Source organism: Pseudoalteromonas sp. Scap06, assembly GCF_013394165.1.
In the GTDB taxonomy this organism is placed as follows: Bacteria; Pseudomonadota; Gammaproteobacteria; order Enterobacterales; family Alteromonadaceae; genus Pseudoalteromonas.
This window is the reverse complement of the sequence record NZ_CP041330.1, coordinates 1639377-1654720: the sequence shown is the minus strand read 5'-3', so window position 1 is coordinate 1654720 and position 15344 is coordinate 1639377. Positions and strand designations below refer to the sequence as shown.

At 41.2% G+C, this 15344-nt stretch carries 12 protein-coding genes; 11 read left to right on the top strand and 1 reads right to left on the bottom strand.

The window, feature by feature from the left end:
• The first annotated feature begins 35 nt into the window (after window positions 1-35).
• From FLM47_RS07525 to FLM47_RS07490, 8 genes are all read left to right on the top strand, one after another.
• On the top strand, window positions 36-1211 hold the full coding sequence (locus FLM47_RS07525) for an isovaleryl-CoA dehydrogenase (protein ID WP_008114693.1): 1176 nt from the start codon (window positions 36-38) through the stop codon (window positions 1209-1211).
• A 9-nt stretch (window positions 1212-1220) separates the two neighbouring features.
• Window positions 1221-2828: a carboxyl transferase domain-containing protein gene (locus FLM47_RS07520; RefSeq protein ID WP_178956042.1), complete on the top strand. Its 1608-nt coding sequence runs from the start codon at window positions 1221-1223 to the stop codon at window positions 2826-2828.
• A gap of 12 nt (window positions 2829-2840) precedes the next feature.
• Window positions 2841-3611 carry an enoyl-CoA hydratase/isomerase family protein gene (locus tag FLM47_RS07515; RefSeq protein WP_010389950.1) on the top strand — a complete coding sequence of 257 codons (771 nt, stop codon included), beginning with the start codon at window positions 2841-2843 and terminating at the stop codon, window positions 3609-3611.
• An 8-nt stretch (window positions 3612-3619) separates the two neighbouring features.
• Entirely contained in the window at window positions 3620-5602 is a 1983-nt protein-coding gene (locus FLM47_RS07510; RefSeq protein ID WP_178956041.1) for an acetyl/propionyl/methylcrotonyl-CoA carboxylase subunit alpha, read from the top strand.
• A gap of 1 nt (window position 5603) precedes the next feature.
• Window positions 5604-6503: a hydroxymethylglutaryl-CoA lyase gene (locus FLM47_RS07505; protein ID WP_178956040.1), complete on the top strand. Its 900-nt coding sequence runs from the start codon at window positions 5604-5606 to the stop codon at window positions 6501-6503.
• A 28-nt stretch (window positions 6504-6531) separates the two neighbouring features.
• A complete protein-coding gene (locus FLM47_RS07500) occupies window positions 6532-7230 on the top strand; it encodes a CoA transferase subunit A (RefSeq protein WP_008114703.1) in 699 nt (232 codons plus the stop codon).
• 15 nt (window positions 7231-7245) lie between these two features.
• The gene (locus tag FLM47_RS07495) at window positions 7246-7902 is read left to right on the top strand and encodes a 3-oxoacid CoA-transferase subunit B (protein WP_008114705.1); all 657 of its coding nucleotides are present in this window, start codon (window positions 7246-7248) and stop codon (window positions 7900-7902) included.
• A 247-nt stretch (window positions 7903-8149) separates the two neighbouring features.
• On the top strand, window positions 8150-9028 hold the full coding sequence (locus FLM47_RS07490; RefSeq protein ID WP_010389946.1) for a LysR family transcriptional regulator: 879 nt from the start codon (window positions 8150-8152) through the stop codon (window positions 9026-9028).
• 650 nt (window positions 9029-9678) lie between these two features.
• Here FLM47_RS07490 and msrA read toward each other — a convergent pair.
• On the bottom strand, window positions 9679-10986 hold the full coding sequence (msrA, locus tag FLM47_RS07485) for a peptide-methionine (S)-S-oxide reductase MsrA (protein WP_178956039.1): 1308 nt from the start codon (window positions 10984-10986) through the stop codon (window positions 9679-9681).
• A 443-nt stretch (window positions 10987-11429) separates the two neighbouring features.
• On the opposite strand from msrA, the gene pxpB reads away from it, so the two are divergent.
• The 3 genes from pxpB to asnB all read left to right on the top strand — a co-directional run bounded on the left by pxpB (window position 11430) and on the right by asnB (window position 15008).
• Window positions 11430-12089, top strand: a complete 660-nt coding sequence (pxpB, locus tag FLM47_RS07480) for a 5-oxoprolinase subunit PxpB (RefSeq protein WP_178956038.1) — start codon at window positions 11430-11432, stop codon at window positions 12087-12089.
• Complete coding sequence (locus tag FLM47_RS07475) at window positions 12082-13020, top strand: biotin-dependent carboxyltransferase family protein (RefSeq protein ID WP_055013294.1); 939 nt, start codon at window positions 12082-12084, stop codon at window positions 13018-13020. Before pxpB ends, FLM47_RS07475 begins: the two co-directional genes overlap by 8 nt.
• 320 nt (window positions 13021-13340) lie before the next feature.
• Entirely contained in the window at window positions 13341-15008 is a 1668-nt protein-coding gene (gene asnB / locus FLM47_RS07470; RefSeq protein ID WP_178956037.1) for an asparagine synthase B, read from the top strand.
• Window positions 15009-15344 lie beyond the last annotated feature (336 nt).

Sequence of the window (15344 nt, the reverse complement as noted above, 5' to 3'; positions counted from 1 at the left end):
AATATAACAACGTCATCAACACACAGGAATTAATCATGAGCACTATTTCACTATATAAAGAAATGAACTTTGGCCTTGGCGAAACTGCAGATATGATCCGCAGTCACGTAAACAGCTTTGCCAGTCAAGAAATTGCCCCACTAGCTGAAAAAACTGACCTTGATAATGCGTTCCCCAATGAACTTTGGCCGCAAATGGGTGAAATGGGCGTGCTTGGCATGACCGTGGATGAAGAATTTGGTGGTGCTGGTTTAGGCTATTTAGAGCACGTTATTGCCATGGAAGAAATTAGCCGTGCAAGTGCCTCTATTGGTTTAAGTTACGGTGCGCATTCAAACCTGTGTGTTAATCAAATAAACCGTAATGGTTCACAAGCACAAAAAGAAAAATACTTACCTAAACTTATTAGTGGAGAGCACATTGGTGCGCTGGCTATGAGTGAACCTAATGCGGGCTCTGATGTTGTTTCTATGAAACTTAAAGCAGAGAAAAAAGGCGATAAGTACATTTTAAACGGTAATAAAATGTGGATCACTAATGGCCCTGACGCAGACACGCTGGTGATTTATGCAAAAACAGATTTAAACGCCGGCGCTAAAGGGATTACAGCCTTTATTGTAGAAAAAACTTTCCCGGGGTTTTCAACCGCTCAAAAGCTAGACAAACTTGGCATGCGTGGCTCAAATACCTGTGAATTGGTATTTGAAAACTGTGAAGTACCCGAAGAAAATATTTTAGGTAACTTAAACGAAGGCGTTAAGGTACTGATGAGTGGCCTTGATTATGAGCGTGTTGTTTTAGCGGCCGGCCCACTTGGCATAATGCAAGCGTGTATGGATATTGTGGTGCCTTACATCCATGAGCGTAAGCAATTTGACAGCCCTATTGGTCAATTCCAGTTAATACAAGGCAAAATTGCCGATATGTATACACAAATGAATGCAGCTCGCTCATATGTGTACACAGTAGCAAAAGCATGTGATCGCGGCGAAACCACCCGTAAAGACGCTGCTGGCGCAATTTTATACGCTGCTGAGCTTGCAACTAAAATGGCATTAGACGCAATTCAAATTTTAGGCGGTAATGGTTATATAAATGAATACGCAACAGGTCGCTTACTGCGTGATGCGAAGTTGTATGAAATTGGTGCAGGCACCTCAGAAATACGCCGTATGTTAATTGGTCGCGAATTATTCACTGAAAGCCGCTAAGGATTAGTTATGACGATTTTAAAATCGAGCGTTAATCCGCATGATCCAAATTTTGTGCAAAATCACAACAATATGTCGGCGCTAGTGGATGATTTACGCAGTAAAGCAGCGACAATACGTTTAGGCGGTGGTGCTGCACTAAAAGAGCGCCATGAAGGTCGCGGTAAATTATTTGTCCGTGACCGTATTACCACTTTGCTAGATGAAGGCTCGCCATTTTTAGAAATATCGCAATTTGCTGCCTTTGGCGTTTATGAACAAGATATTCCTTGTGCCGGTGTAGTTGCAGGTATTGGTCGCGTTAAGGGCGTTGAATGTATGGTAATTGCTAATGATGCGACAGTAAAAGGCGGCACCTATTTCCCGCTGACTGTTAAAAAGCATTTACGCGCTCAAGACATCGCCGAACGTTGTCATTTACCGTGTATTTATTTAGTTGACTCAGGTGGCGCAAACTTACCTGAGCAAGACGACGTATTCCCTGACAAACTGCATTTTGGTCGTATTTTTTATAATCAAGCGCGTATGTCGGGTAAAGGCATTCCACAAATTGCTGTGGTTATGGGGTTATGTACTGCAGGTGGTGCGTATGTTCCTGCTATGGCCGATGAAAGTATTATTGTAAAAGAGCAAGGCACTATCTTTTTAGCTGGTCCGCCGCTGGTAAAAGCTGCCACCGGTGAAGTAGTTACTGCAGAAGAGCTTGGTGGCGCCGATGTACACTGTAAAACATCAGGTGTGGCCGATCATTACGCTGAAAACGATGCTCATGCCTTGTCGATTGCTCGCCAATGTATTGAACGAATTAACTATTCGCGCCCTACCTCACCATTACTAGAAGAAGTAAAAGCCCCTCGTTATGATATTAACGAACTTTACGGCATTGTCGGTACTGATCTCAAAAAGCCATTTGATGTCCGTGAGGTCATTGCACGTACTGTTGATGATTCATCGTTTGATGAATTTAAACGCTACTTTGGTGAAACACTGGTAACAGGCTTTGCCAGCATTTATGGTCATCCCGTAGGCATAGTGGCTAACAACGGTATTTTATTTAGTGAGTCTGCGCAAAAAGGCGCGCACTTTATTCAACTGTGTGCTCAGCGCAACATTCCTCTGGTATTTTTACAAAACATTACTGGTTTTATGGTTGGTAAAAAATACGAGTCTGAAGGCATTGCTAAACACGGCGCTAAAATGGTGATGGCGGTATCGTGTGCCGATGTACCCAAATTTACTATTTTAATCGGGGGCTCATACGGTGCAGGTAACTATGGTATGTGTGGCCGCGCGTTTGAACCGACCATGATGTGGATGTGGCCAAATGCCCGTATTTCGGTTATGGGTGGTGAACAAGCCGCTGGTGTAATGGCGCAAGTAAAACAAGATGGTTTAGCCCGCAAAGGCGAAAGCATGAGCGAGCAACAAATTAGCGATTTTAAAAAGCCAATCATCGATCAATACGAACAGCAAGGCCACCCTTATTATGCCAGTGCCCGTTTATGGGATGATGGCATTATTGACCCTACCGATACACGCAATGTTCTTGGGCTTGCACTTAGCGCAGCTAAAAATGCTCCTGAGCGTGAATCAAAATTTGGCGTATTTAGAATGTAATGGGAGCTTAAAATGTCAGTAACACTACAAATAACAAAATCTAATGTGGCTGTACTTGTTTTAAGTCGCCCAGAAAAACGCAATGCCTTTAATAGCGACGTTATCCATGAGCTTATTCAATGTATTGAACATGCTAATACGCTCGATATTCGTGCCCTTGTATTAAAAACTGAGGGTAAACACTTTTCAGCCGGTGCCGATTTAGCCTGGATGAAATCGATGGCAGATAACAACTATAACGATAATTTGGCCGATTCGATGCAGCTGGCTAAACTAATGCAAGTATTAGCACAAAGCCCACACCCTACTATTTGTGCGGTACAAGGCGCAGCATTTGGTGGCGCATTGGGCTTAATTGCTTGCTGTGATATTGCGCTCAGTAAAGACGACGCTCAATTTTGTTTAAGTGAAGTTAAATTAGGTTTAATTCCTGCTGTTATAAGCCCTTATGTAATAAAAGCTATTGGTGAACGCGCTGCTCGTCGTTACTTCTTAACGGCTGAAGTATTTGATGCGCATACGGCTAAACAGCTGGGGCTAGTTCACCAAATTACAGGGAATTTAGACTGTGCACTGGATAACCTATTACAAACGCTGATAGATAATGGCCCGGTAGCGGTTAAAGCAGCTAAAGCGCTTATTAATGATGTGGCAAACAAAGAAATCGATAACGAAATAATTGCGCTCACTGCAGAACGTATAGCCAAAATTCGTGTATCAGACGAAGGTCAAGAAGGTCTAACTGCCTTTTTTGAAAAACGCCCTCCCCAATGGCAACTCTAGGACGCATTATGAACACAGTACACTTACAAAAAATTCTGATTGCTAATCGCGGAGAAATTGCTTGTCGTATTATGCGAACAGCAAAGCAAATGGGCTTGACCACGGTTGCGGTTTATTCAGATGCAGATAAAAACGCTCAACATGTGAAAATGGCTGATGAAGCCTATCATATTGGTGCAGCGCCGAGTAAAGACTCATACCTAGTTGCTGATAAAATACTAAACGTTGCCAAAATGAGTGGCGCCGATTGTATTCATCCTGGTTATGGATTTTTATCTGAAAACAGCGAATTTGCTAATGTTTGTGAAGCCAATAACATTGCCTTTATTGGGCCACCAGCAAGTAGCATAGAAGCTATGGGCTCTAAAACCCGTGCAAAAGAAATTATGGCAGCCGCTAATGTTCCTTTGGTGCCAGGTTATTATGGCGATAAACAAGACCCTAGCTTTTTACAAGCTGAGGCTGAAAAAATTGGCTACCCTGTGCTTATCAAAGCGGCCTTTGGTGGCGGTGGTAAAGGCATGCGTATTGTTTCAAAAACCAGTGAGTTTATAAGCGCATTAGAAGGCGCTAAGCGTGAAGCTATTGCCGGTTTTGGTAATGATCTGGTTTTGCTTGAGCGTTATGTTGACCAACCACGCCATGTTGAAGTACAAGTGTTTGCTGATAACTATGGCAACTGTGTGTATTTAGGTGATCGTGATTGCTCATTGCAGCGTCGGCATCAAAAAGTGATTGAAGAAGCGCCTGCCCCCGGTTTATCAGACTCATTGCGAAAAGAAATGGGCGAAGCCGCGGTACGATGTGCCCTAGCCATAGACTACCGAGGCGCTGGCACTGTGGAATTTTTACTTTGTGGTGATGAGTTCTTTTTCATGGAAATGAATACTCGCTTGCAAGTAGAACACCCCGTTAGCGAAATGGTCACAGGCGTTGATTTAGTTAATTGGCAAATTAATGTAGCCAGTGGTTTAGCGTTACCTTTAGCGCAAGCAGATATTCAGCTACAAGGCCACAGCTTTGAAGCACGTATTTACGCTGAAGATCCAAGTAATGACTTTATTCCGTGCTCTGGCACTATTGAGGCACTATTTACGCCGGCTAACAGTGAATATGTACGTATTGATACTGGTATTGCCCAAGGTGATGAAATAAGCCCGTATTACGATCCAATGATTGCCAAACTTATTGTTCATGATGATAACCGCGACCAAGCACTTTCGCGTTTACAACAAGCATTAACACAATTTCATTTAGCCGGATTTAGCACTAATATCAGCTTTTTATATAATTTAGCGATTCATCCACGCTTTAAACAAGGTGCTCCAAGCACCCACTTTATTGCAGAGCAAGGTGAAGCGTTAGTTACTATTGACCCTTCTTTATTACAAACTAGCCGCTTAATTGCAGGTTTTGCGTATTTAGCATCACTTGGTAGCAATACAAGTAGTGCAAATCCATGGCAACAATTACATGGGTTTAGTTTAAATGCGCCGCAAGAAGTTAACATTCCATTTAGCGATACCCCCTTAAACGCAATAAAAACCGCGCAGGGCTATAGCATGACTATTAATGACAACACCTTTGAAGTGCAAGGTGAGTTAACTAATGGCTACTGCAACGTATCGATTAATGGCGCTAAACACACTGCGCATGTTAGCCACGTTGATAATGCCATTACTGTAATGAACCAAGCACTGCAAACTAAGTTTGAATGTGTTGATAAACATTTCATCAGCTCACATGAAAATGAGGCATTACCCCTTGCTGCGCCACTTAATGGTACTGTAGTTAAACACTTGTTAGAGGTGGGATGCACCATTACTAAAGGCGATGCAGTGGTTATAATTGAAGCAATGAAAATGGAATACACGCTTAATGCCCCACATGATGGCGTATTAAAAAGTTACTGTTTTGCTGAGGGTGAACTGGTAAGCCATGGCGCTTTACTGGCCATAGTTGAAGACACAACTGCAGAGGAACCCGCTTAATATGAGTTCATTATTACCTAAAGCAGTGCGCATTGTTGAAGTGGGCGCCAGAGATGGACTTCAAAATGAAGCCGCTGTAGAAACTGCTGATAAAATAACGCTTATTAACGCACTCGCCGCTGCAGGCATAAAAGACATAGAAGCTGGTGCGTTTGTCTCACCTAAATGGGTGCCACAAATGGAAGACTCTAGTGAAGTAATAAGCGCACTTTATTTACCTGAGGTTAATCTCAGTGCCCTTACCCCTAATTTAAAAGGGGCAGAGGCAGCAGATGCTGTAGGTATTAAAGAATTTGCAATATTTACCGCAGCGAGCGAAGCATTTTGCCAAAAAAATATTAATTGCTCTATTGAGCAAAGTTTGGCGCGTTTTAGTGAAGTTATGGCTTTTGCAAAGGCGAATAACATTCGCGTACGCGGTTATGTAAGTTGTGTGTTAGGTTGCCCGTATGAGGGAGATGTTGACCCTCATACTGTACTGGCTGTTGCTGCTAAACTCTTAAAAATGGGCTGTTATGAAATTAGCCTAGGTGACACCATAGGTGTTGGCACACCCGCTAAAGTAATAGAGCTACTTACATTGCTACTTAAACATATTGATAAATCTAAACTTGCTGTACATTTTCATGACACATACGGGCAAGCGCTCACAAATATTTACGCTGCTCTAAACCTTGGTATAGCAACGGTTGACAGTGCTGTTGCCGGCCTTGGTGGCTGCCCATATGCCAAAGGCGCGTCAGGAAATGTTGCCACCGAAGATGTTGTATACTTACTGCAAGGACTTGGCATTGAGCATGGAATTGATTTACAAAGGCTTGCTGAGGCAGGTTGGCAAATTACGAGTGCACTGAACAAACAACCTGCTAGCAAGGTTTCTGCAGCATTACACGCACAATAATTAAATAGCACAGAATGAGGAGTGACTCATGGCCGGTTTTGATAAAGTAGTTTCTAGTTATGAAGCTGCAATGGAAGGTTTAAAAGACGGCGATACAATAATAGCCGGTGGTTTTGGCTTATGTGGTATCCCTGAGGGTCTAATTGCCCAAATTAAAAAAATGCAAACTAAAGAATTAACCGTTGTTTCCAATAACTGTGGTGTTGATGACTTTGGTTTAGGGCTGTTACTGCACGACAAGCAAATTAAAAAAGTGGTCGCCTCATACGTTGGCGAAAATGCCTTGTTTGAACAGCAGCTACTAAGTGGCGAGATTGATGTAGAACTTACGCCACAAGGTACTCTTGCTGAAAAAATGCGTGCTGGTGGTGCAGGAATACCTGCTTTTTACACAGCCACAGGTTACGGCACACCGGTTGCTGAGGGTAAAGAAGTAAAAGAGTTTAATGGTCGCCCTTATATTTTAGAAGAGTCAATTACCGGTGAATTCGCTATTGTAAAAGCATGGAAAGCGGATCGCTACGGCAACTTAGTATTTCGTCATACAGCCATGAACTTCAATCCAATGGCGGCTACTGCGGGTAAAATTACCGTTGCAGAAGTAGAGGAAATTGTTGAGCCAGGCGAACTTGAGCCAAGCCAAATACATACGCCAGGAATTTTTGTTAACCGCGTTATAAAAGGTAACTTTGAAAAACGCATTGAACGTGTTACCACACGAGATTAAGCAGGAGCACTAACAATGGCATTATCACGTGAACAAGTCGCAATGCGCGTAGCTCAAGAGTTACAAGATGGGTTTTATGTTAATTTGGGCATTGGTATTCCGACACTCGTCGCAAACTATGTACCCGATGGCATAGAAGTTATGCTACAGTCCGAAAATGGTCTTTTAGGCATGGGCGAATACCCTACTAAAGCCACTGTTGATGCGGATATGATCAACGCGGGTAAAGAAACCGTGACGGCAGCTACCGGTGCAGCTATATTTAATAGTGCAGATAGTTTTGCCATGATACGGGGTGGTCATGTAGACTTAACCGTTCTGGGCGCGTTTGAGGTAGACCAAAACGGTTCTATAGCCTCATGGATGATCCCTAAAAAATTAATTAAAGGCATGGGCGGAGCGATGGATTTAGTCGCAGGTGCAAAAAACATTATTGTTACCATGACCCATGCCAGTAAACACGGCGACTCTAAGTTATTAGAAAGCTGTACGTTACCGCTAACGGGCGTTAACTGTGTTAAAAAAATAGTTACTGATTTAGCCGTTCTAGAAGTAAAAGACGGCGCATTTCATTTACTAGAACGCGCACCAGGCGTATCAGTTGATGAAATTATTAGCAAAACGGCAGGTAAATTGCTTGTTAATGGTGATATTCCTGAGATGGTGTTTTAAACCACTCATAATTTCACCCTGTACCGACCTCATTCCCAGTGCCAATGGCGCTGAGTTACCCAAAATCCCTCGTAAGAGGGATTTTTTTTGTCTATATTTTAGTTTTTGCACTATAGTGACAATTTAACGCACCACTTAGGTGAATTCGACCTAATAAAATAAATAAATTGCTGATATAGTTAGTTTTTATTTTTGGTTTAATTATTGCCTATTACTAGGCGATTGAAATAACTTTATACTGGATACCATGCAAACACCTATTCGCGGCCTTCGCTCTTTTTGTTTTGCCGCAAAAAGCTTAAGTTTTAAACATGCTGCTAAAGAGCTTTACTTAACGCCCTCGGCTGTAAGCCACCAAATTAAACAGCTAGAAGAGCAGCTAGGCATTGATTTATTTCAAAGACAAACTCGCTCTATTAGTTTAACGCCTGCAGGTAAAAACTTTTTTGAAGCAATTTATCCAATTATAAATATGCTAGAGAGCACCATTAATGAATTTAGTCAGTTACAACAAAATGTAAACTTAACCATTACCCTGCCCGAATTTTTTGCCAGTGAATTGTTAATGCCTAAGCTCAGTGAATGGACCAGCGAGCACCCTAATATTAATTTACACATGGATACCCTCAAAACGCGCAAAGAGCTGACTCGCCAAAGTGATTTATCTATAATTTTATCTTCAAGTAAACCGCTTGATGGACTGGCTACTGAGTTATTTAATTTAGAATATATTCCAGCGTGTAATAAAAAACTGCTTGAACAATGGCAAAACGATCATTGCCAAGCGCTTAATCAAGTGCCGCTTATTGTGCATAAAGCACGCCCTTGGGCTTGGCATCAGTGGGCAGAAAAAGTTGGGATTGATGACTTTTCACCAACGCAAATTATTCAAATAGATAGTATGTTTGGTGTAGCAAGAGCGGCGCAGCAAGGAATGGGGATTGCACTTATTCCTCTACCAATTAGCCAAAGCTGGCTGGATGAGCAATGGCTCTATAAACTGTTTGAACAACCCCTTACTACCAAAGATAAATACTACTTGGTACAACACGGCTCTAGTACGGCAAACCACCCGCTCGACTTATTTGCCAAGTGGGTAATTAACACCTTCAGACAAACAAAGTGACTATTAATAAAACGCCCTTTTATGGGCGTTTTATTATTTACGACCTTTTTAAAATATTTTTTTCGTGTCTCACGTAAATCTCAAAAAACAAAATATAACCGCATTATCAACCACTTGAGCAACTCCTTGTTGACTGAATTTATAGATTAGTTTTTTTCACTTATTAGTTTTGTTTTTATCGCTTGTCGAAATTGAGTAAAAGCTCTAAAGTTAACTCAACAAATCAGCAACGACCAAAAATAATAAAACGCGTTACTGAAACCAAATTTAATTAGTTTGTAACAACAAGCTAGTAAAAAAGAATCTTTATTGTGTGTGAAGATGTTGTCAGTGTAAAAAACAGCTCAAGTTCGGTGGTGACTTAGCTTGGGTTGTTTTTATTTTACGCTTACACCCGCCAATAAATATAAGAATCTTTATTGTGTGTGAAGATGTTGTCAGTGTAAAAAGCAACTCAAGTTCGGTGGTGACTGAGCTTGAGTTGTTTTTATTTACATTCACATCAGCAACAATAATTCAGCATTAGTTATTACTAATACAACCCCCCGAATCTTTATTGTGTGTGAAGATGTTGTCAATTGAAATGCAGCGACCTTTTTTAAGTATCGCTGCTTTTTTTTTACTTTAAATTTGCCTATTTGCTAATTAGCTTAAACATCATCTGATCTGTTTATTTCCTCACGAGCAACAAATTCTAATACAGTGGCATTAATACAATATCTATCTTGACCATTTGGCCCTTCACCCGGGAATAAATGCCCTAAATGAATCCCGGTACTTTTAGATTTAAGCTCAATACGTTGCATTCCCCAACTGTTATCTTCATGCTGCGTTACGCTGTCTTTTACAGGATGTGTAAACGACAACCAGCCAGTACCCGAATTAAATCTGTCGCGGGTATCAAACAAGGGTTCACCACTGAGTTTGTCGATAAAAATGCCATCGGGGGTGTTTTTAAAAATAGCGTATTCTTTGCAATATGGGCTGTCGGTTTTAGCGTTAAACGCTACTTTATAAGCTTCACTGTCACCGAGTTTAAATGCACCTAGCGCTTTATAAAACAGCTCGGCATCCATATAGCCTTGGCGAGAATACACTTCTACTCCATCTTCTAAAAATAGTATGGTGGGTGTAGCCCAGGTAGCCGATTTGATGGTTAAGCCATTTAGCTGATCAGCATGGCGAAATGTCATTGGTATTGTGCCTTTATAGTCATTAGCTACCGCCGCTTTAAATTTTTCACAGTAAGGGCAGTAATCGCGAGAGTCTAAAATAACAATTTGTTTGCCAGTCGACAATGCAGTGTTATCAACCTGCTGCTTTTCATCTTGACTAAAAACAACGCCGGTTGAATGGTCTGGGCAATAACCGTTTGGATTTTTTTCAAGGTAATTTTGATGATATTCTTCAGCAGAATAAAATTGCTCTAGTGGCTTAATTTGTGTAGCTATTGTTCCATAACCTGCTTCGGTGAGTAACTGCTGGTACTGCTGTGTTACAGCAATCGCGGTATTTGCTTGCTCGTCACTTGTAGTTAAAATAATAGAGCGATATTGTGTGCCTACATCATTACCTTGGCGGTTTTTTTGAGTCGGATCGTGGCTTTCGTAATAATTTTTCAGCAGCTCTTTTGCCGAAATAATATTGCTATTAAATGTAACCTGCACCACTTCAGCGTAGTTATCTTCATCAAAGCGACGCGATAGCTTAGTTATATTCCTGTAGGTTGGTTTAAACCCATGCCCATCGGCATAACCCGACTCTGCATCGAGTACCCCATTAAGTGCTTCATAGCGTTTTTCTGCCCCCCAAAAGCAACCTGAGCCAAGCACTAGCTTTTCTACATGCATGGTTGCATTTAAATCACTGGGTTTAGCTACTTCATCTGACGAGATTGCGCTCATCGCACTAAGCAAGCCCACAATGGCAAATCCCGGTAATATTACCCCCTTAAACATACGATTACCTCTTAGTTTTAGTTACTCTAGGGTCTGTTGACCTTCCAAGGTTAAATTTGCAGCAGTCTGTTTGGTGTTTAGGCAAGGCAGAGCCTATGTGGTGTGGTTATTCCCCATAAATAGGCGATAACGCAGCATCAATGCCAAACAGGCGCTGCCCGAAGGGTTCTGCCTAGGAGCGATTTACTCTTTGTTGCTCGGTTTTTACTTAGCCCACTAGGTTACAAACCTCGCGCCGCGATTAAACCGCTCCTAGTTTGAACAATTTTAATCCGCAAAGGTCAACAGACCCTAAAGCAGACCTGTAAACCCAAGAATAAATTTCACACACAACAAAACTTTACGGATGAGAGAGTACATTCGATCCGAGTTTGTCTATTAATATCGTAATAGTACAGCGACTGTGATAGCTTAAATGTAATTAATATTAATGAGTTATCGGTATGAGCATGATTCCTAGTATAAAAATTTTAACGAACTCTAGCCTGCTTTTTGATGTTTCTCACTACAGCGAACCACACATACTTGCGACGCAAAAAAAGCTTTGGGCGTTAGCCCAGCACTGTAAAAATAGTAATGAGTTTTTTGATTTAGTACCGGCTATGAACTCATTAACTTTGTATTTAAAGTCTTCAGAAATGCTCCATAAATGGCACAACACCTTAGCTAAGTTATGGGAGGAAGTGGATGATTACCCGTTTGATAGCCAGCACCACCAAATTAATACCTACTACCAAGGTGAAGATTTAGATTACGTAGCTAACTATCATCAACTCACAATTGATGAAGTGATTAACTTACATAGTAAAGAGTTATATCACGTTCTATTTTTAGGCTTTGTTCCCGGTTTTCCTTATTTACATGGGCTCAACTCACGGTTATTTACCCCAAGGCGCGATAACCCGCGAGTGAGTGTACCTAAAGGCGCAATTGCTATTGGAGCAGACCAAACTGGTATTTACCCTGAAGATTCGCCAGGTGGTTGGCATATTATAGCTCACACTGATGCCTGCTTATTTGATTCTAAAGCGGCTAATCCTTGCTTATTTAAACCTGGCGATACCATAGAGTTTGTGCCTGTAAAAGGAGTAAGCAATGATTAAAGTAATCAAGAGCGGTATTCAACTAACAATCCAAGATTTAGGCCGTGTGGGTTTTCGACATTTAGGGGTAAGCCGCTCAGGCAGCCTTGATACCTATGCTCACATTATTGCGAACCGTTTATTAAATAACACCGACAACGCTGCCGTGCTGGAATTAACCGTGGGTTTATGCGAACTGCAATTTCAGTGTGATACCGTTATTGCCCTTCATGGAGCCGACCTCAAAGCAACCCTTGATGGACACCCACTTTATCCAGGCTGGAGTTACCCAATAAAAGCAATGCAAACACTTAAATTTGCAACTGGCCGTGGTGGCTCCCGTGCTTATATTGCAGTAAAAGGCGGTATTGAATGCCCAGAGGTTATGGGTTCTAAATCTACCGATTTAGGGGCAGCCATTGGAGGCTTTAATGGCCGTGCACTGCAAAGCGGCGACGTGCTAGCCATAAGTCCTTATACTAAACCATGGTTATGTAATAAGGGCGCTCTTACCCCACCTAAACGTAATATTATCCGTTTACATGTTGGTCCTCATTATGAGCTACTAACACCCGAGTGCATTAATGCTTTTTGTGATACCGCATTTACTATTAATCCAAATAGTAATCGTATGGGCGTACGCCTGGACCATAAAAATGCTGATATTATGCAACATACACTTTCATTGCCCTCTGTAGCCGTAGCACCTGGGAGCATACAGCTTCCACCTGATGGCAATCCTATAGTGTTATTAAATGACGGGCAAACAACGGGGGGTTATCCTTTAATAGCGCATGTGATAGAAGCCGACTTACATCAGTTTGCACAATTTAGAACTGCTGATCCAATCACCTTTGAATTTGTATCACTTGAGCAAGCAAATGCTGCAAAAAATAAGCTCGATGCTCACCTAGCACAACTTAAGCTGAGTTTAAGCCGCTACTGGGATTAATTAATAGTGCACTCACGCTCACTCACTGAGTAACTCAACCGCTATTTATTTATTTTTCGCTTTGCACTTTCTTGGTGCAAGGCAAACTAATTGTTGCAATTTAATTTAACTTTAACGTAATTTTAAATTAAAAATTGCACATTGCATTTTAATCTCCTTGCCAATATCACCACATTGGTGCAACGCCAATCTATTTGGTGCATAAATTATTCTTATTATTTTAAAAAAGCCATGTGACTTAGGTATTTATTTCTGATAAAACAAGGTTAGTCTTTAGCAAACTCGCTATCGTAGGCACTTAATAGGAATGAGGAAAAATTATGTGTTCAATATTCGGCGTACTTGATATTAAATCGGATCCCAGCCAGTTACGCGCTCAGGCAATCGAAATGTCCAAACTGCTTCGCCACCGCGGGCCTGATTGGTCAGGGGTGTATTCATCAGACAAAGCAATTTTAGTACACGAACGCTTAGCAATAGTAGGCGTATCAAGCGGTGCGCAACCATTATACAACCCAGAAAAAACGCATATTTTAGCGGTAAATGGCGAAATTTATAACCACAAAGAGCTTGCCGCTAATTTAGAAGTCGAGTTTGATTTTCAAACCCAGTCAGATTGTGAAATTATTTTAGCCCTGTATAAACAAAAAGGGCCTGCATTTTTAGATGACTTAAATGGTATTTTTGCCTTTTGTTTATATGATGAAGAGCAAGATGCTTATCTAATTGGTCGCGACCACATTGGTATTATTCCGCTGTATACAGGCCACGACGAGCATGGCAACTTTTATGTAGCATCAGAGCTAAAAGCGCTTTCACCTATTTGTAAACATATTGAGGAGTTCCCACCGGGGCATTTCCTTTACAGCAAAGACGGTAAATTAACACCGTACTACCAACGTGATTGGCAAAGCTACGACGCAGTTAAAAACAACGATGCCAAGGCAGAAGATGTAAAAGATGCTCTAGAAGCCGCGGTAAAACGCCAGCTTATGTGTGACGTACCTTACGGTGTATTACTATCAGGTGGGTTAGATTCGTCGGTTATTTCAGCTATTACTCAACATTTTGCTGCAAAACGTATTGAAGACAACGACGAAAGTGACGCTTGGTGGCCTAAACTGCACTCGTTTTCAGTGGGTTTAGAGGGCTCTCCCGATTTAGCAGCAGCGCAAAAAGTGGCTGATATGATAGGTACTATTCACCACCCTATTATTTTTACTATTCAACAAGGTATTGATGCTCTTAAAGAAGTGATTTATCACATTGAAACCTACGATGTAACCACTATTCGTGCATCAACCCCTATGTACTTAATGGCACGCCAAATTAAAGCTATGGGCATTAAAATGGTACTTTCAGGTGAAGGTGCCGATGAATTATTTGGTGGTTATTTATATTTTCATAAAGCACCCAATGCACAAGAGTTTCATGAAGAGCTAAACCGTAAAGTATCAAAACTGCATATGTTTGATTGTTTACGTGCTAATAAATCAATGGCTGCTTGGGGTGTTGAAGCACGCGTGCCATTTTTAGATAAAGAATTTGTTGATGTTGCAATGCGCATCAACCCAGAAGCTAAAATGTGTAAAGACGAAAAAATTGAAAAGCATATTTTACGTGCTGGCTTCGACGGCTACCTTCCAGACGAAGTGTTATGGCGTCAAAAAGAACAATTCTCTGATGGTGTTGGCTACAGCTGGATTGATACTTTAAAAGAGTATGTGAATGAGCAAGTAACGGATCAAGAACTAGCGAATGCTAAATTTAAATACCCAATTAACACGCCAGATTCAAAAGAAGCGTATTTTTACCGCCGTATTTTTGAATCGCACTTCCCGGGCGATGCCTCTGCTAACTGTGTACCACATGGTAAATCAGTAGCATGTTCAACCCCCGAAGCACTGGCGTGGGATGCATCATTTCAAAACAATGCGGATCCATCTGGACGCGCCGCAGGCGTCCACAATGAAGCATATAAAAAATAGTTACCCCCCTATCTACGCTGCAGGTTAAAAACTGCAGCTTTTCTTCGCTGTCTTTGTGAATAATTTCTTGAAAATTTTATTCCACTAAAAGAAGTGAATAAGAAATCAAAACCATTCAATTTAATCATTTATGTTTAATCACTGTTGTTTGTCACTTCTTTACAAGCGCAGCGTTTCTTTGCCATTTTTATAAATTAAATCGCAAAGGTGAGATAAACCTTTGACCAATTTAGTTTAAACAGTAAGATTTAGTCGCTTTTTATAAAAACTATTTCAATCTCGCTTTTTCATTAACCTCATGAAAAATATCTATCTAGCTCATTACCCCAAATCATA

Coding starts and splice junctions, on each gene's coding strand:
- FLM47_RS07525 (WP_008114693.1), top strand. CDS start 36: ATGAGCACTATTTCACTATATAAAGAAATGAACTTTGGCCTTGGCGAA.
- FLM47_RS07520 (WP_178956042.1), top strand. CDS start 1,221: ATGACGATTTTAAAATCGAGCGTTAATCCGCATGATCCAAATTTTGTG.
- FLM47_RS07515 (WP_010389950.1), top strand. CDS start 2,841: ATGTCAGTAACACTACAAATAACAAAATCTAATGTGGCTGTACTTGTT.
- FLM47_RS07510 (WP_178956041.1), top strand. CDS start 3,620: ATGAACACAGTACACTTACAAAAAATTCTGATTGCTAATCGCGGAGAA.
- FLM47_RS07505 (WP_178956040.1), top strand. CDS start 5,604: ATGAGTTCATTATTACCTAAAGCAGTGCGCATTGTTGAAGTGGGCGCC.
- FLM47_RS07500 (WP_008114703.1), top strand. CDS start 6,532: ATGGCCGGTTTTGATAAAGTAGTTTCTAGTTATGAAGCTGCAATGGAA.
- FLM47_RS07495 (WP_008114705.1), top strand. CDS start 7,246: ATGGCATTATCACGTGAACAAGTCGCAATGCGCGTAGCTCAAGAGTTA.
- FLM47_RS07490 (WP_010389946.1), top strand. CDS start 8,150: ATGCAAACACCTATTCGCGGCCTTCGCTCTTTTTGTTTTGCCGCAAAA.
- msrA (WP_178956039.1), bottom strand. CDS start 10,986: ATGTTTAAGGGGGTAATATTACCGGGATTTGCCATTGTGGGCTTGCTT.
- pxpB (WP_178956038.1), top strand. CDS start 11,430: ATGAGCATGATTCCTAGTATAAAAATTTTAACGAACTCTAGCCTGCTT.
- FLM47_RS07475 (WP_055013294.1), top strand. CDS start 12,082: ATGATTAAAGTAATCAAGAGCGGTATTCAACTAACAATCCAAGATTTA.
- asnB (WP_178956037.1), top strand. CDS start 13,341: ATGTGTTCAATATTCGGCGTACTTGATATTAAATCGGATCCCAGCCAG.